The sequence below is a fragment of the Agromyces salentinus genome, from assembly GCF_009749395.1.
Taxonomy (GTDB): domain Bacteria; phylum Actinomycetota; class Actinomycetes; order Actinomycetales; family Microbacteriaceae; genus Agromyces; species Agromyces salentinus.
This window is the reverse complement of the sequence record NZ_WBIR01000003.1, coordinates 251,409-267,307: the sequence shown is the minus strand read 5'-3', so window position 1 is coordinate 267,307 and position 15,899 is coordinate 251,409. Positions and strand designations below refer to the sequence as shown.

Below are 15,899 nucleotides of genomic sequence, written 5' to 3'. Positions count from 1 at the left end.
CGATACTGCCACACTGCGGTGCGCAATTCACGCGTTGATGTCCGAATCGTTAATTTCTGCGAACTTCTGATTCGGATTCAGTTCCCGGATCGGACATTCGGAGCGGTTTCCGTTGTTTTCCAGACACGGCGGACGGCTCGTCCACCGGGCTCGATCTGCCAGCATTCCCGGTCGGCGTCGGCGAGCAGCGGGGGAAGCGCGACCGAACCGGTCCGGCCCGCCGACGTCGGGGCCAGCGCCCGGAACTCTCGGCTCCCCCCGTGGACGATGAGGCGACTCGCGTCACGCACGCGCGAGGTCAGCGAGAACGCCGACGCCCAGGCCTCGGCGTCGCCGACGACCACGACATGCTCGTCCGCGGCGATCGCGGCGATCGTCTGCCGCTCCCCTCCCGGCACGAGCAGCAGCGGGGCGTGGCCCGCGGCCCGTAGGTCGACGAGGTCCCGCTGCGGGGTCGCCGTGGCGATCGCGACGAGTCCGGAGGCGAGGAGGTCGACCTCCGCCGGCCGAGGAGCGGGCCTGCTTGGGCCCGGGTCGGCGGCGACGACCTGAAGCCGCCGGGAGCGCCACTGCCCCGCCCCCGGAGGGTCGTCGCGGTGCCACAGGTCGGGCGACCCGCCCGCATGGGCGAGCTCGGATCGCGAGGCATGGCGGAGGTGGAGCACCGAACCGAAGAGCTCGCGGACCCCGCCGCCGAGCCGATGGGCGAGCGTGGCGCTCGCCGCGACCGCGATCCCGTGGCGCCGCCCCTCACGGAGGAGGTGCTCGAGCGCGGCGACGGCCGCGTGACGGTACTCGTCCGGCCAGGCCGCCAGGCATGCGTCGAGGTCGTCCGCGAGGAGCAGTCGCGGATGCGGCGCCTCGACCCGCACGGCCTGGGCGAGTTCGATGAGGGCGGCCCAGTCCTCGGCCGGCCGGCCGCCGAGACGTGTGACCTCGACGGCCGCGCGGTCGCGCATCGCCGTCTCGAGGGCGGTGAGCGTCGTGGAGCGTCCGCTGCCTGGCGCGCCGAGCACGAGCAGCGAGCCGTCCTCCTCCGGCGACCACGTTGCGACCGAGCGGCGCTGCAGGTCGGGCTCGTCGAGCAGGCCGAAGGCCAGCCGATCGGATGCCACGGCGATCGCCGACTCCCGCACCGACGCGGCGAGCGCCGCGGGCTCGAGGAGGTGCGGCAGCGGATCGAGCCAGGGACGACGCACAGGGTCGGACCCGGCGAAGACGCGGCGAACCTGCTCGATCGACGACGCGTCGGCGATGGCGGACTGGAAGGGCGTCGGCGTTCCGTCACCCCGGTCGACGACACCCCGACCCGGGCGGTCGACCGGGATCAGTGCGGCCTCGTCGGTTCCGACGATCACCATGCTGTCGGCCCGGTTCATCACGCGCAGGGAGACGCGGATCGCGGCGTTCGCCGTGACCTGGTCGCCGAGGACGCCGTTCGGCCGCTGCGAGGCCAGCACCAGGTGAACGCCCAGGGACCGTCCCCTGGCCGCGATGTCGGAGATCACCGCGCCGAGTTCGCGGAAGCGCTGCACCATCGCCTGGAACTCGTCGATCACGACGACCAGTCGCCCGAGCGGGACGTCGGCGTCGAGCAGGCCGATGTCGCGCACGCCCGCATCGCGCAGGACGCGCTCGCGATGGCGGAGCTCGGCGCGAAGGCTCAGGACGGCTCGCTCCGCCTCCGACTCCTCCAGGTCGGTCACGATCCCGGCCACGTGCGGGAGGACGGCCACCGGCTCGAAGGCCGCGCCGCCCTTGAAGTCGACGAGCAGGAAGGCCACGCGCTCCGGCGGATGCGCGGCGGCGAGCTGGCGGATCCAGGCGAGGAGGAACTCGCTCTTGCCGCTCCCCGTCGTGCCCGCCACGATCGCGTGCGGGCCGTCGGCCACCAGGTCCAGTTCCAGGATCCCGCTCGCGGTGCGTCCGACGGCGACGCTGAGCGTCGACCGGTCGTGGCCGGGCCTTGCGGGCGTCGGCAGCTCCGCGACCGGCAGAAGAGCCGGCAGTCGGGTGCCGCCGGCGAAGCCCTGCCGAGCTGCGATGCCGGCGGCGCGCGTCGCCCAGGTGGCGGCCTGCTCGACGCCGAGCATCCCCGGGACCAGGTGGACGACACCGCCGTCGCCGCGTCGGGCGAGCGTGGCCGTTCGCGGTCCGAGGATCGTCACGACGACGCCGAGGCCGGGCGGCAGCAGCGAGGCGTCCGCGGCGAGCGCGATCACGACCTCCGCGGCGGGACCGCCTCCGGGAACGGCACCGCCGCCCCGCGACCGGCTCCCCGCGGCGGCCGGGCTCGCGGACGCCTGCTCGGGATCACGCACGACGATCCGTGCCGGGCCCGCATGTGGAAGTGCGCCCGCCCAGGTCCACGCCGCACCGTCCGGCACCGCGAAGGAGACCACGTCGGGCGCCACGGCCTCGGCGACCTGCACGACCAGGGCCCGGGCGGCCGCGATGACCAGGTTGGCCGGTCCGACGAGCCCGATGCCGTCGCGGACCTCGACCACGACGGGCGCATGCTCCAGCCGACGCGCCAGGTCGAGCACCGCTCGGTCGAGATCGTCGGCCGGGCTGCCCTCGATGCGGATCGCGCTCTGCACGGTCGCGCTGCCGAGCACGACCGGCGCCGAGACGTCGCGTCCCCAGTGCGGCGCCGCTCCCCCGTCGACCAGCACGGCGGCGGGCGGATGCCGCGACCACAGTTCGCCCGCCTCGTGGGCATGACGGCGCCCGACCTCGTTGCGCAGTCCGTCGAGCGCCGCGGCGCGGCCCTCCTCCGCCACCCGGACGCTTCGCCGGACCTGGCGCCTGGCATCGAGCATCGTCGCGACGGCGAGCAGCGGCCCGAGCGCCGCGAACGCGAGGGATGCCACCGATCCCGTCGCGAACCAGAGCACGAGGGATGCCGCCACGGGAGCGATCGCGGCCAGGTAGGGGAAGCCGGGCCTGGCGGGCTCTGGCGCGACCGGCGGCAGCGATAGCGGCAGGGAGGAGGTCTCGGGCGGGACGAACAGGCGCGTGGTCACACGCCATGACAGCAGGGCGTCGCGGTCGGCGGGCGCGCGGAGCCGACTGCGGCGGAGCCGGCGGCATCCGTCGCCCGTGTGGAGGGCGGGTGCGCGGAAGCGCCGCAGGCGCCAGGGGACGGTCGCGAGGTCCGGCGTCGCGCTCGTGCGGCGGCGGCCTCGGCCCCGATCAGCCGACCGTGAACGACTGTTCGGCCATCTCCACCACCGTGCCCCGAGGCACCAGGTAGCGGCGGCCGGGTTCGCAGCGGAGCGCGACCTCGTCGATGCGCCGGAGGGTCGTGCCGTTGCCCGAGAACCGGTCGGCGATCCACAGGGAGTCGTCGTGCACCCCGAATTCGAGATGCGTCTTGGACACCGACCGACTCGGATCGGCGACGTGCACGAGATGGTCGAACGACTCGCCGGGCTGCGGCATCGGGCGCCGGCCGATCAGGCCCGTGCCGAACACGACGCGGATCTCGCCGGAGGCGAACCGCAGGACGAACCGCGGCGAACTCGTCTCGGGCGGGGTCGTCGGGGTCTCGGCCGTCGGCGTCTCCACCGCCTCCGCGGTCGCGGAGGTCGCAGTTGCCGAGCTCGAGGTTCCGGAGGCCGCCGCGCCGGACTCGGGCGCGACGGGCGGACTCGGCGGCGCAAGCGGCTGGTCGACCGGAATGCTCACCACGCCGCTGTGCCGGAGCCCGCGTCCGAGCGACATCGTGTCCCCGGGCCTGGTGTCGGGACGTCGGCGCGACTCGGGCGTCGCGCTCGTCGAACTGCCGCAGTGGCCGCAGAACATGGCGCCGTCGGGCAGGGCCGCACCGCAGATGCGACATCTCATGCGCGACCACCTCTCCGGCTGACAGCGTACCCGCCGAGCGAGGTCAACGACACGGCGGCCCGCAGCTGCTCCCGTCGCGTCCGTGGCGCGGCGAGGCGCTGCTGCAGCTCGTCGACCGAGCGCCACACCCGTTCGTCGTCACCGGGTGCCGGCCCGCCGGGCGCGAAGACGGCACGGTCGACGATCGAGGCGAGCACGAGTGGTGCGAGGCCGCCGACCGTCGCCGCCTGCTCGGCCCGCGTCGATCCGGCCCGGATGGGATATCCGTAGTCGGCGGCCGTGTCGGCGAACTCCTGCCAGCCGCCCTCGATGCGCTCGACCTCGGAGTCGGCCCTCCGGCGCAGTCGCCGCCGCCGCAGCTTGGCCACGATGACCGCGAGGAACGGGCTCGCGACGAGGGCCGCGGCGAGCACCACCAGACCCGCGATCGTGAGGACGTCGCGGAGGATCGCGATCCACTGGTCGGACTCCTCGCGAGGCTGCTCCTCCGCCCGGTCATCGGCGTCCTCCCCCACGTCGACCTGCGTGCGCTCCGGCGGCGGCGGGAGCGCTGCCTGGGGCCGGGACACGACGAGCGGCTGGTCGGGTTCGCGCTCGGGAACGGGCCGTGGCACCGGGTTCGGGTCCAGCGCGACCCACGTGCCGTCCGCCCGCTCCACCTCGATCCACGCCTGCAGGTCGCTGCGCAGCAGGGACATGCCGCCGGCGGGGGTCGCCGCCGTGGCATCCGACGCCCGATAGCCGACGACGACCCTCGCCGGGAAGCCGATCCGGCGCGCCATCATCGCCGCGGCGACCGCGTACTGCTCCGCGTCGCCGAGCATCGGCTGGTCGGTCGCGAGTTGCGACAACCGGTCGAGGGCGTGGCCCGACCGGCTGGGCGCCTCACCGTCCGTCCCATGGCTGACGTAGCCGTTGGACCTGAAGCCGTCGACGACCGCGGCCAGGCGCTCGCCCTCGGGCAGGGAGGCCGGCGCCCAGTCGTCGAGCAGCCCCTCGAGCTCGATCGGAAGCTCCGGGGCTGCCGGGACGACGCTCGTGCCGGGCGTCAGCGTCCTCGCGGTCGTCGCGTCGCCGACCGCCATCGACCAGGCGGCGTACCGGTCGCCGCCGCCGAGACCGGTGACCACCGCTGCCGTCCCGGTGGCGTCGTTGTAGAAGAAGGCATCGGCGAGGGTCTCCGCCCTCGGGCCCCCGAACTCGATGCGCTCGAGCTTGCCGATGCCCGGCACCCACACGTCGTCGTAGGCGAGGATCCGCACGTCGAGCCGGACCTGCGTGCCATCGCGCCCCGCCTCCTGGTCCAGCCGGTACGGGACCCTCGTGAAACTGCCGGAGCTCGAGGTCCCGTCCGAGCCGCCGACGGTGTAGACGACCCCGTCGTACGTGTCCATCGTCGCCACTCGCAGGCCCGCGCCGGGGGCCAGGCCCGTCACCTCGAGCATCACGTCGTCGGCGTCATCCGGTGCGAACGCGGCGCGGTACCCGGCCAGCGGGCTCTCGTGCTCGCGGGGCTCGAACGGCGGCTGGACCTCGGAGCGCACCACGGTGCGCGCCTGCACCGGCGTGAGCAGCACCACGGCGGTCGCCCCCACGAGCGCCAAGGCGAGGATCGTGGATGCCCCGAGCACGCGTCGAGCGTCGGCGAGGGCGTTCTCCACCGTTCGCCGCCCGCCGATCGCCCGGCGATCGTCGATGGCCACGAGCACGAGCCAGGCGACGACCGCCACCAGGAAGGCCAGGCCCGCGGGCAGCGCGTACCCGCCGTGGACGACGCCGAGCAGGATGCCGGCCACCATGAGGAACGCAGGCGGCAGGATCGCGGCGACGGGATGCCGCGTGCGGAGCGCGATCGTCACCGAGACCGTCGCGGTGACCATGCCGAGCAGGAACGGAGGCACGAGCAGCGCCTGATAGGACCCGACCGGCACGGCGATCGTCACGAGCTGCTTCCACGACAGCGCCGTCGCGGCGACGAGGTCCAGCAGGCCCTGCACGGTGGGCAGGACGCCGCCGATGCTCCGTGACGGCACGGCCGCGGGCACGCCGAGCACGAGGAACGCCACGACGACGGCCACGATCACCCGCCAGGTGGGCCAGGCCCGCCAGGCACCGACCAGGGCGATGACGGAACCGGCGACGATCGCGACCGCGGCCGCGATGATGAAGTCGCCGCTCTCGTAGACGGGCCACCACGAGATCATGGCGGTGCCGACGACCAGCGCGAGGACGAGCGCGGTGAGCGTGTCCCGTATCCGCGAGCGGCCGGCGGACGGGGCCGGCGAGCTCATGCGACCGAGGCCGATCGTGCGAGCATCGCCCTGAGGTCCTCGAGGTAGCCGATGCCGAGGACGGTCAGTCCGGCGACGGTCCGAGCCGTGGCCTCCCCCTCGGGCGAGCACTGGACGGCGATCGTCTCGACCCCGGGCGGAAGCTTGGAGGCGGCGGCGCGGAGGGAGGGCACCCCTCGTGCGGTGCCCGTCACGAGGAAGGCGAGCGAGACGCCGGGCAACTCGTCGGCCGCCGCACGCGCGACCTCCGCCAGCACGCTCGCGCGCTCGGTGCGCTCGATGACGCAGAGCGCGTCGAGCAGCCGGTCGCGCGACACGGTCGGGAGTTCCCGCATGGCCGACGCGCCGGGGCCGGGGCTGCCCGAGACGATGAAGGACACCGTCCTGGCGTCCCTGATGGCCCGGGCGCCGACCGAGGCCGCTGCGCTGACGGCGAGCTCGAACTCCGCCTCGTCGACGTACGCCTCGGCATCCAGGTCGAGCACGACCATGAGCCGGCTGCGCCGCGTCTCCTCGAACTGGCGGACCATGAACGTGCCGGTCTTCGCGGAGCTCTTCCAGTGGATGAAGCGGCGATCGTCGCCCGGCAGGTACTCGCGCAACGCGTGGAAGGCGATGTCGCTCGCCGTGAGGTCTCGCGTCGGGGAGCCCTCGAGGTCGCGGATGAACCCCGAGCTGAGCGCGGAGATCGCGATGGTCCGCGGATGCACGCGGAGCTCCGACACCTGCGACCAGACGATCTCCCGGCGCATGAGGCCCAACGGATCCGCCCTCACCGTCCGCGTCGGTCCCACCCGGACGATGCCGCGCCGCTCGGTCGGGACCCGGAACGACCGGTCGAACGAGCCTCCTCGGGGGATCGCGGGCAGCACCCATTCCATGATGCGCCGCCCCACCGGCAGCTCGAGCTTCACGCCGCCCCAGCGACGTCGACCGGGGTTCGCTGCGACCAGCCGTGCGGTGGCGGGCTCGCCCACCACCACCCGGGAGACCGGCAGCGAGAGCTCGACGCTGGACGCACCCCTGCCGAGCAGCCATGCCGAGGCCAGCACGCCGATGATGAGCAGACCCCATCCGATGGAGATCAACTCGACCCAGCCCAGGCCGTATCCGACCGCGAACGCGAGCGTCGCCCCGATGATCGTCGCCCACCCGCGCCAGGTGACCACGGATCCGACCTGCCGCTGCCACTCGGCGAGCGCGCCGGCACTCCGGCCGGCCGCACGGACGAGATGCGCGATGAGCGCGGCGAGCACCCCCTCGCGCCTGGCGTCCTCGGGGATGGTGGTCCGCGTCCGGGCGAGGCTCACACCGCTTGCCTCGTGGACGGCGGCGGGGTCTCGATGAGGACCTGCGCGATGAGGTTCGAGGCGGTCACCCCGTCGAACTCGGCCTCGGCGTCGAGGATCAGCCGGTGGGCGAGCACGGGCTCGGCGAGCGCCTTCACGTCGTCGGGGATCACGTAGTGACGTCCGCGCCCCGCGGCGTGGGTCTTGGCCGCCCTGATCAGGGCGAGCGCCCCGCGCACGCTCACGCCCAGCCGCACCTCGCGCGTGGTGCGGGTGGCGTCGACGAGGCGCGAGACGTAGTCGTGGATCGTCGGGTCGACGTAGACGGTACGAGCGGATGCCGCCATCGCGACGATCTCCTCGGCATCCAGCTGCGCCTGGATCTGGTGCCCGTGCGCGCGCTGGTCGGCACCCTCGAGGATGCGGATGGTCGACGCATGATCGGGATAGCCGATCGAGGTGCGCATGAGGAAGCGGTCGAGCTGGGCTTCGGGGAGGCGATACGTGCCGGCCTGCTCCACCGGGTTCTGCGTCGCGATGACCATGAACGGATGCCCCACGGCGTGCGTCTGCCCGTCGACGGTGACCTGTCCCTCCTCCATCACCTCGAGGAGCGCCGACTGGGTCTTGGGGCTCGCGCGGTTGATCTCGTCCGCGAGGACGATGTTGGCGAAGATCGGACCGGGATGGAACTGGAACCGTCCGCTCCGCTGGTCGTAGACCGTGACGCCCGTGATGTCGCCCGGCAGGAGGTCGGGCGTGAACTGCACGCGGTTGCTCGTGCCCTTCACGGACTGCGCCATGGCCCGGGCCAACGACGTCTTGCCGGTGCCCGGCACGTCGTCGAGGAGGAGGTGCCCCTCACTGAGGAGGGCCGTGAACGCCAGCCGTACCACGCGGTTCTTGCCGAGCAGCACCTCCTCGACGGCCCCCACGAGTCGGTCGAGATCCGCGGCGAACCGCGCGGCCTCATCGGGTGTCATCGTCATGCGTGCTCCATCGGCATTCACGGGTTCGGATACCTCACTCTCACGCCGGCGATCTCAACATCCAACCAGACACGGTCTCCGGGCTGGGCGTCCGGGATGCGGCAACTCGTCCGGCCCTGCGCCTCGACGCCGTCGGCCTGTCCCTCGATGCCGCACCGGAAGGTCGCGGGGATGCCCGAGTTGTCGGGTTCGCTCGCCCACGTCCACTCGGAGGACCCGGGATCCCAGGCACGCGACGGAAGGGCGAAGGTGAGCGACGGCTCCGCGTCGGCGGGAAGCACCTCCGACCACGGTCCGCACGTTCCCCACGCGGAACAGGAACGCACCTGGAACCTGGCGGTCTCGCCGAAGGGACGATTCAGCACGGACCGCAGCCACCCGGAGCCGGCGAACTCCCGCGGCTCGCCCACCCGCAGGCCGTTCGCGTCGACCGCGACGATCTGCAGCGCCGCGGAGCCGGGGCGCACACCCGAGATGTAGCGGTCCCACGTCTCGGTGTTCAGCCAGTCCATCGCGCTGTCCACCGCATCGATCCCGCCCGGCGCCGGGCGGACGACCGTGCCCGCGACCTGGGTGCTCGCGCAGGCCGCACGATTGAACCCCCACACGACGAAGGAGTACTGGATCGAGTCGGCCACCGTTCCGGAGAAGGTCACGCTCGTGACATCCGGTCCCACCTGAATCAGGTCGGCGACGCCGCCGCCACGCGACGGCGCGATGACCGCGCCCGGGGCCGGTGACGTCACCTGGCAGGCCTGCGGCCCGGTCGGAACCGATGTCACTCCGTCGGAGAGCCGCTGCACGAAGTATCCGCCGATCGCGTCGCCGTTGCCGCTGAACGCCGACCAGTCCACGGTCACGGTGCCGGCGAGCGCGTCGCCGGTCACGTCGATGCCCCCGGCGACCGGCGGTCCGAAGGGCGTTCCGGATCCCCTGGCGTCGAACCAGGTGGCCATCGCCGGATAGGCCTCATTGCGCGCGCTGACCGAGAACTCGACGAGGGTGCCGTTCTGTGCCGGCGGAGACTCCACCGAGCACCGGGACGCCGTGCACGCCGAGGCGGCATCGACCTCGACCCCGACCCCGCCCGAGACGATCACGTACGAGTGCACCGGGCTCCCCTCGCCGGTCAGCACCGGAAGCCAGTTGATGCGGAGGCGGCCGTCGAGCGGGTCGGATCCGAGGCCCTGGGGAGCGCCGGGGATCACGTCCGACCAGATCGGCCCCGGCGCGGCGGCCGCATCGGCCAGGCCGATCGCGTTGCGCGCCTGCACCTGCACCGTCACCGCGTTGGCCCGGCCGTTGCCCGGCGTCGGCACCCGACAGGTGGTCGCCGCGCATTCGGAGCTCGCGACCTCGACTCCGGTGCCCGGGTCGACCAGGCCGATGCGATATCCGGAGATGGGCGAGTTGTTGAACGCGCCCGCCCCGAACGCCACGTCCAGCGTGCCGTCGCCGAACCCGGTGACGGTCGGGGCCGTCACCGGGTCCGGGCGGTCCTGCACGGAGATCGTCACCGTTCCCCAGGCGAACCGGCTCGGCTCGTCCGTGGCATCCGCCACCTGGTACTGGAGCGTGGTGTTGACGGGCTCGGCGGCGCCCGCGACCGCGACCGAGAGCCGCGATCGATCGGCGTTCGGGATGATGGAGATGCCCTCGGGCAGCCCGCCGTCGATCCCGCGCACGGCCACGACCCGAAGCGGCACGTCGGGGAAGGGGTTGGTCGGGTCGTCGTTCGCCAGCACGTCGACGACCGTCGTGCGTCCGCGCTGCACGACCGCGGTGTCGGCCACGGGCTGCGCCAGGGGTTGGGTCGACGGCACGACGCCCAGGGTGATCCGCCCGGTCGAGCCCTCGTCCGAGGCATCCTCCACCTCGACCGCCAGCGATCCGCTCGTGCCGAACTCGGCTGAGGGCGAGGCCGTGATCTCCAGCTCGGCCTCGTCCAGTTCGAACGAGAACCCATCGGGAAGCGGCTCGAGGATCCGGTACCGCAGTTCGTCGGCCTCGGCCTCGTCCTCGTCGGCGATCGTCGTGAGCTTCGTGAGATCGATGACCTTCGAGTCCCCCGGCTCGAAGTCGATCGCGCCGCCGACGAAGACCGGGGGTTGGTTCTCCAGCGATCGCACCTCGATCGGGATCACGATCGTCGCGGTCCGCCCGGAGGGATCCAGCTTGGAGTCCCCGTCGGTCACCAGGAACGAGATCGAAGCCGGGCCGAAGTAGCCCTCCTCGCTCCGGAACTGCACGGTGTCCTCGTCGACCCACGGATCCTCGCCGTCGCCGTGCGCGGCGCGCACCGTCGCGGCATCCGTGATGCGCACCGGCCGACCCGATGCCGCGATCACGAAGTCCTCGAGGTCGAGCCGGACGAGCTCCCCGGTGACGACCTCCACGGGCCGTGCGTCGCGCCGGAGCTGCGGCACGGCGTCGTCGCGGCCGGGCACCCAGATGAAGGCGAAGCTCGCGACCCGCGGGTCCTCGGGGTGCGCGACCCGGAACGGGATGATCCTGCGCTCGTCGCCGACCTCGACGGCGACCCGGCCGTCGCCCAGCAGTTCGGCCTCCGAGCGGAACCCGTCGATCAGCTCGACCTGGAGGTCGGCCGGGTCGCCGTCGGCGAGGAAGGCCTCCTCGAGCACGTCGACGACGACGCGATCCCTGTCGAGGATGTCGGTGAGCGTGAGGACCTCGTCGTCGACCTCGGGCCTGGCGAGCGGTGCATCCTCGACGGCCTCCACGTTCAGGTACGACGTCGCGGTGCCGAGCCGTTCATTGCTGATCGTGTACAGGAAGCCGTAGTCGCCCGGCTCGTCGGGAATCCGGACCTCGACGTGATCGCCGACCACCTCGGCGCCCGCATCGCTGTCGGTCGGCCCGATCCCGTCGACCTTGAGCCTGCCACCGTCGGGGTCGCTGTCGTTCATGAGCACGCGAACCGACACGGTCCGTCCCGGCCGGACGACCACGTGGTCCTGCACCGCGACCGGGTTGCGGGCCTCGTCCGGCCTCGCGGCGATTCCCACGCGCACCGTCCCGGTCGCCCGCGCGCCGAGGGCGTCGATGACGGCGTACTCGAAGCTGTCGGTTCCCGCCGCGTAGGCGCCGGCCTCGTACTCGAGCCAACCCGGTCCGGTCTCCAGGACGGTTCCGAGGTCGGGGCCCGACTCCTGGCCGACGAGCTGCACGGAATCGCCATCGGGGTCCGTCGCGGTCAACGGCACGGGGATGCGCACCGTGTCGCCCGCGAGCACCCGGGCGGTGACCGAGGGTGGCACCGGCTTCGCGTTCGTGTCGGGATCGGCCTCCCTGACGGTGATGTTCACCGTCGCCGTGGCCTCCTGACGGTCCTCCGACGCGATCACCCGGTACGTCGCCTCGTACTCGCCCGGTTCGTCGGGCGCGAAGTAGCGCAGCCGGTCCCCGCTCGGGAAGAGCAGCCCGGCGGCCGGCTCGTCCTCGAGTTCGGGCGAGAGTTCGAACGCGAGGGCGTCGGGGTGCTCGTCGTTGGCCAGCACCGGGATGTCGATCACGTCGCCGACCCGCGCCGAGGCCGTGTCCGGGTTGGCGACGGGAGGCTGGGCGCTCACCGGGTCCGGCACGTGCACCACGGTGACGACACCCTCGGCGTCGCCGAGCCCGTTGCTCACGCGATACCCGAAGGTGGTCGAGCCGAGCGGCAGCGGCGCGACCAGCTCGATCCGGAGGATCCGATGCTCGATGACCTCCACCGTGAAGAGGGTCTCGTCGACGCCGCCGAGGTCGGTCAGCACGAGGACCCCGCCGGTGGGATCGATGTCCGTCGCGAGCACGTCTACGTCCATCGGCCGGTCCATGCGGAGGAAGGCGGTGTGCGGAACCGTGATCGGCGTGGTGTCCCGTTCCGGCGGCGCCTCGACCTCGACGCGGATCGCGCCGGTGGTCGTGGTGGCGCCGTCGGTCACGACGTACTCGAGGTAATGGGTCTGCTCGATCTCGCTGCGGAACCGGAAGGAGCCGCCGTCGTAGTCGGCCGTGATCTGCACGTTCTCCCGAGCGGGCACGGAGCTGAGCGCGATGGTGCCGCTGCCGCCGTGCGCATGCCGCAGCGGCTCGATCCGGATCTCCTCTCCGGTGGTCGCGAGCACGACGAACGGATCGGCCACGAGCGGCACGTCGTCCGCGTCGCGGACCTCGATCTCCAGTTCACCGCCGCCGTCGTCGCGACCGTCGGATGCCACGACGGCGACGCGCCTCGCCGTGCCGGCGCCCTTGCGCTCGTCGAACACGACCGCTCCGTCGGCCGTGAACGAGACGGCGTCCGGGTCATCCGTCGTCGCCGAGCGCAGGAAGAACGGGTCGCCGTCGGGATCCACCCAGTCTGCGAGCACGGCCGTGGTCGCCCGGCCCTGCTCCGCGACCGTGGCCGCGCGCTCCCGCACCTGGCGGGGCGGCGAGTTCTCCTCCTCGGACCGCACCTCGACCCTGACCGACGCCGGGGTGCTCCCGCCCCGCCCGTCGTCCACGACGTAGCCGAACGAGAAGTCCTCCGTGATCCCGGCGTCGAGCGTGACCTGGACCTGCTGCCGTTCGGCCACGAGGTCGAGTCGGATGCCGTCGGGCAGCACAGCCTGCACCGAGTCGAGCGCCAGCACGTCGCCGTTCGGGTCCGAGTCGTTCATGAGCACCGGCAGCAAGGAGGTCCGCCCTGGCCGCACGCCGAACTCGTCGTCGACGGCGACCGGCGGGACCTGGCTGCGCTCCAGCGGCGCCGCCGTGTCGGCGTCCTCATCCTCGACCGTCTCGTCGTCGGGCTCGGTCTCCAGCAGTGCCGCCCAGTTGTCGATGGGGGCGTAGTCCGTGCCTGCCGCCCACGATCTCCCCGACTTGCGGTCGTTCAGGACGAGTGCGGTGCCGTTGGCGAAGAAGGCGAGGTCGGCACCGCCGTCCGCGCCCACCAGCTCGAAGTCCTCCGCGGTGCCGCCCACGTCCGCGGCGTCCGGATCGCAGGAGCGCCACGCCGTACCGTCCGACCATGCCGCGTTCAGGCATCCCCCGTGGCGGACCGGGGCCGCGGCGACGCCGCTCGCGCCCGGCACCACGTCCCGCGTGACGGCGCCGTTCCGCAGGTCCACCAGCAGCAGGCCGGACCTCGTCGCGATCGCGAGCACGTCCCCGTCGACCGACGGCTCCTGCAACCGCGCGTCATCCGCCCCCGTGATGACGGACGCGAGCGGGAGCTCGCGTCCCTCCAGCAGCAGGCTCCTCGTCCCGCCGTCGTAGACCGCCCAGCGCCCCCCGACCGAGGTGATCTGCAGGCGCCCGCCCGTGTCGATCGCCTCCGTCGGCCACTCCGTGTCGACCGATTCCGACTCCGCCGCGTCGACACGCGCCACCGTTCCCGTCGAGGGCGTGTACGCGAACAGCAGCCCGTCGGGGTCCACCGACACGACCGTGCCGGGACCGAAGCTCAATGCCGGCTCGCCGCCCGTCCGAACATCGGCGAGCCGGTCGCTCGGAGCCGTCCAGACGTCGCCGTCCGCGGCGACGACGGCGCGCTCCCCGGCGAGCGCGAGCATGCTCTCCGGCGGCACGGCGACGGTGTCCTGGACCACGGAGGTCGTCGGGTCGATGATCGCGATGGTCGCGCGGTCGGGGTCGAGCGCATACACGGTGCGCCCGCGCTGGACGATGGTGCTCGTCGCTCCCCCGGTCTCGACGACCGCGTTCAGCTCGTGCACCGCGGTGTTCGCGCGCCCGATCGATTCGAGGTCCTCGTTCGCCACCCAGACGGCGGCGTCGCCGAGGTCGACGCGCTGGGCCGAGTACCCGCCGGATGCCACGGCCACGGCCGCGATCACCGCCACCGTCCCGGCGCTGACCGCCGAGGCGATCACGGCGGATCGATGCCTGCGCAGCGCCACCGGGAGTCTCATCGGGTCTCCACGTCGACGCATCGCGGTTCGCTCGGCCTGCCGGACCTGCCGTCGCGTGCCACGCTCACGCTCACGCAGACGTGGTCGCCGTCGGCTGCCGCGACCTGCGCGCGCGTGTCGCGCTGCGCGGGCCGCGTCGCACCGTCGATCTCGACCAGGTACGCGTCGTCGGACCGGAGGCCGGGGTCCTGCCAGGTGAAGGTCACGGTCTCCCCGTCGACCTCCCCCCGTACGTCGGTGACCACGGGGATGGCGGCCGTCGCCGTCGTGAGCACGACGATGCCCGTGATGATCGCGGCGACGGCCAGCACGGATGCCGCGGCGATGGTCCACGCCCGCCTCGTCGACCGTCGTGCGCTCCCCTCATCGGCCTCGGTGCCGAGCGAGGTCGCGCCGGCACGCGAGTCCGCCCGGAGCGTGGTCGCGGCCAGGGCGTCGTGCTGCCGCCGTCTCCTGGTGATCGTCCGCCGCGGCGCGACCGGTCCGGCGACGAGGAGGGTCCGCTCGTCGACGTCGGTCATGACGGCCATCTCCCACTCCTCGGTCACGACCTCGAGCTGGGTCTGCGGGAGTCCGAGCTCCTCCTCGACGGCCTGCAGGTCCCTGCCGAACTCGGCGGCACCGGCCTGACGGTCCTCCGGATGCTTCGACATGGCCCTCGCGAGCACGTCCTCGAGACTGGCGGGAACGTCGGGCCGGCCGGTCGGACGCACGCCCGTCCGGCGGATCCTGGTCATGACCTGGGCCGGGGTGTTGTCCTTGCCCGGCTCCTCGAACGGGCTGCGACCCGCGAGCAGGGAGTACACGGTGGCCCCGAGCGACCAGACCTCGCTGCGCACGGTCCCGCCCACGTCGTCGTGCAGCACCTCGGGCGCCGACCACGGGATGGACATCCCGATCGCGTCGGTGCTCTCCACGCCGCCGATCGTGGCGGCGATGCCGAAATCGGAGAGGACCGGATGCCCGTACGCGGTCGTCAGGATGTTCGACGGCTTGATGTCACGGTGCAGGACGTGGTTCCGGTGCGCGGTCTCCACCGCACTGGCGATCCGCACCCCGGTCGAGAGGACCTCGGCCAGCGGAATCTGAGCCGTCCGGTAGCGCTGCCCGAGTCCGGAGGGGCAGAACTCCATGACGAGGTAGGGCCGCCCGTCGGCGGCGACGCCCGCCTGGTACACCGTGAGGATCGCGGGGTGCGACGAGAGCCGGGCCATCACGTTCGCCTCGGCCTGGAACATCTGCCTGAGCTCGTCGTTCACGACCTCGGCCAGGAGCACCTTGACGGCGACCAGGCGCCTCGGCATGTTCTCCTCGTAGAGGAAGACGTCGGCGAAGCCGCCGGAGCCGAGCACGCGGACGAACGCGAACCCCGGCAGGTTCGGCGGCGTGGACGGCAGTCTTCTCGACACGATCCTCACTGACCTCGGTTCCTGCCTGCGTCTCGAGGTCGCACGACCCACGTCCCGCGGACAGCCCCATTCTATGGTCGGAGGTCCTCGCGGGCCCCGTGGTCCTCGCATCGCGCGGCGGGGGTGGTCGGGAGACGACCGGATGCCGCGGGCTCGG

General features: G+C 72.8%; 7 protein-coding genes. All 7 read right to left on the bottom strand.

Annotation, left to right across the window (positions count from 1 at the left end; genetic code table 11):
* Nucleotides 1-77: 77 nt before the first annotated feature.
* The 7 genes from GQQ95_RS05635 to GQQ95_RS05605 all read right to left on the bottom strand — a co-directional run bounded on the left by GQQ95_RS05635 (nt 78) and on the right by GQQ95_RS05605 (nt 15,742).
* Nucleotides 78-3,026, bottom strand: a complete 2,949-nt coding sequence (locus GQQ95_RS05635) for an FtsK/SpoIIIE domain-containing protein (RefSeq protein WP_157426671.1) — start codon at nt 3,024-3,026, stop codon at nt 78-80.
* Between the two features lie 169 nt (nt 3,027-3,195).
* Nucleotides 3,196-3,849 (bottom strand): zinc-ribbon domain-containing protein, encoded by a 654-nt coding sequence (locus tag GQQ95_RS05630; RefSeq protein ID WP_157426670.1) that lies wholly within the window; start codon nt 3,847-3,849, stop codon nt 3,196-3,198.
* Nucleotides 3,846-6,140: a transglutaminaseTgpA domain-containing protein gene (locus GQQ95_RS05625; RefSeq protein WP_157426669.1), complete on the bottom strand. Its 2,295-nt coding sequence runs from the start codon at nt 6,138-6,140 to the stop codon at nt 3,846-3,848. The genes GQQ95_RS05630 and GQQ95_RS05625 overlap by 4 nt, the downstream gene beginning before the upstream one ends.
* On the bottom strand, nt 6,137-7,450 hold the full coding sequence (locus GQQ95_RS05620) for a DUF58 domain-containing protein (RefSeq protein WP_157426668.1): 1,314 nt from the start codon (nt 7,448-7,450) through the stop codon (nt 6,137-6,139). Before GQQ95_RS05620 ends, GQQ95_RS05625 begins: the two co-directional genes overlap by 4 nt.
* Nucleotides 7,447-8,418 carry an AAA family ATPase gene (locus GQQ95_RS05615; RefSeq protein ID WP_157426667.1) on the bottom strand — a complete coding sequence of 324 codons (972 nt, stop codon included), beginning with the start codon at nt 8,416-8,418 and terminating at the stop codon, nt 7,447-7,449. Before GQQ95_RS05615 ends, GQQ95_RS05620 begins: the two co-directional genes overlap by 4 nt.
* 17 nt (nt 8,419-8,435) lie before the next feature.
* The gene (locus tag GQQ95_RS05610) at nt 8,436-14,333 is read right to left on the bottom strand and encodes an Ig-like domain-containing protein (RefSeq protein WP_157426666.1); all 5,898 of its coding nucleotides are present in this window, start codon (nt 14,331-14,333) and stop codon (nt 8,436-8,438) included.
* Nucleotides 14,330-15,742, bottom strand: coding sequence for a serine/threonine-protein kinase (locus GQQ95_RS05605; RefSeq protein ID WP_246205198.1), 1,413 nt, complete (start codon nt 15,740-15,742; stop codon nt 14,330-14,332). The genes GQQ95_RS05610 and GQQ95_RS05605 overlap by 4 nt, the downstream gene beginning before the upstream one ends.
* Between the last annotated feature and the right edge of the window lie 157 nt (nt 15,743-15,899).

Bases quoted from the DNA above. Each gene is read 5' to 3' on its own strand.
- GQQ95_RS05610 (WP_157426666.1), bottom strand. From the start codon at position 14,333: ATGAGACTCCCGGTGGCGCTGCGCAGGCATCGATCCGCCGTGATCGCC.
- GQQ95_RS05630 (WP_157426670.1), bottom strand. From the start codon at position 3,849: ATGAGATGTCGCATCTGCGGTGCGGCCCTGCCCGACGGCGCCATGTTC.
- GQQ95_RS05615 (WP_157426667.1), bottom strand. From the start codon at position 8,418: ATGACGATGACACCCGATGAGGCCGCGCGGTTCGCCGCGGATCTCGAC.
- GQQ95_RS05625 (WP_157426669.1), bottom strand. From the start codon at position 6,140: ATGAGCTCGCCGGCCCCGTCCGCCGGCCGCTCGCGGATACGGGACACG.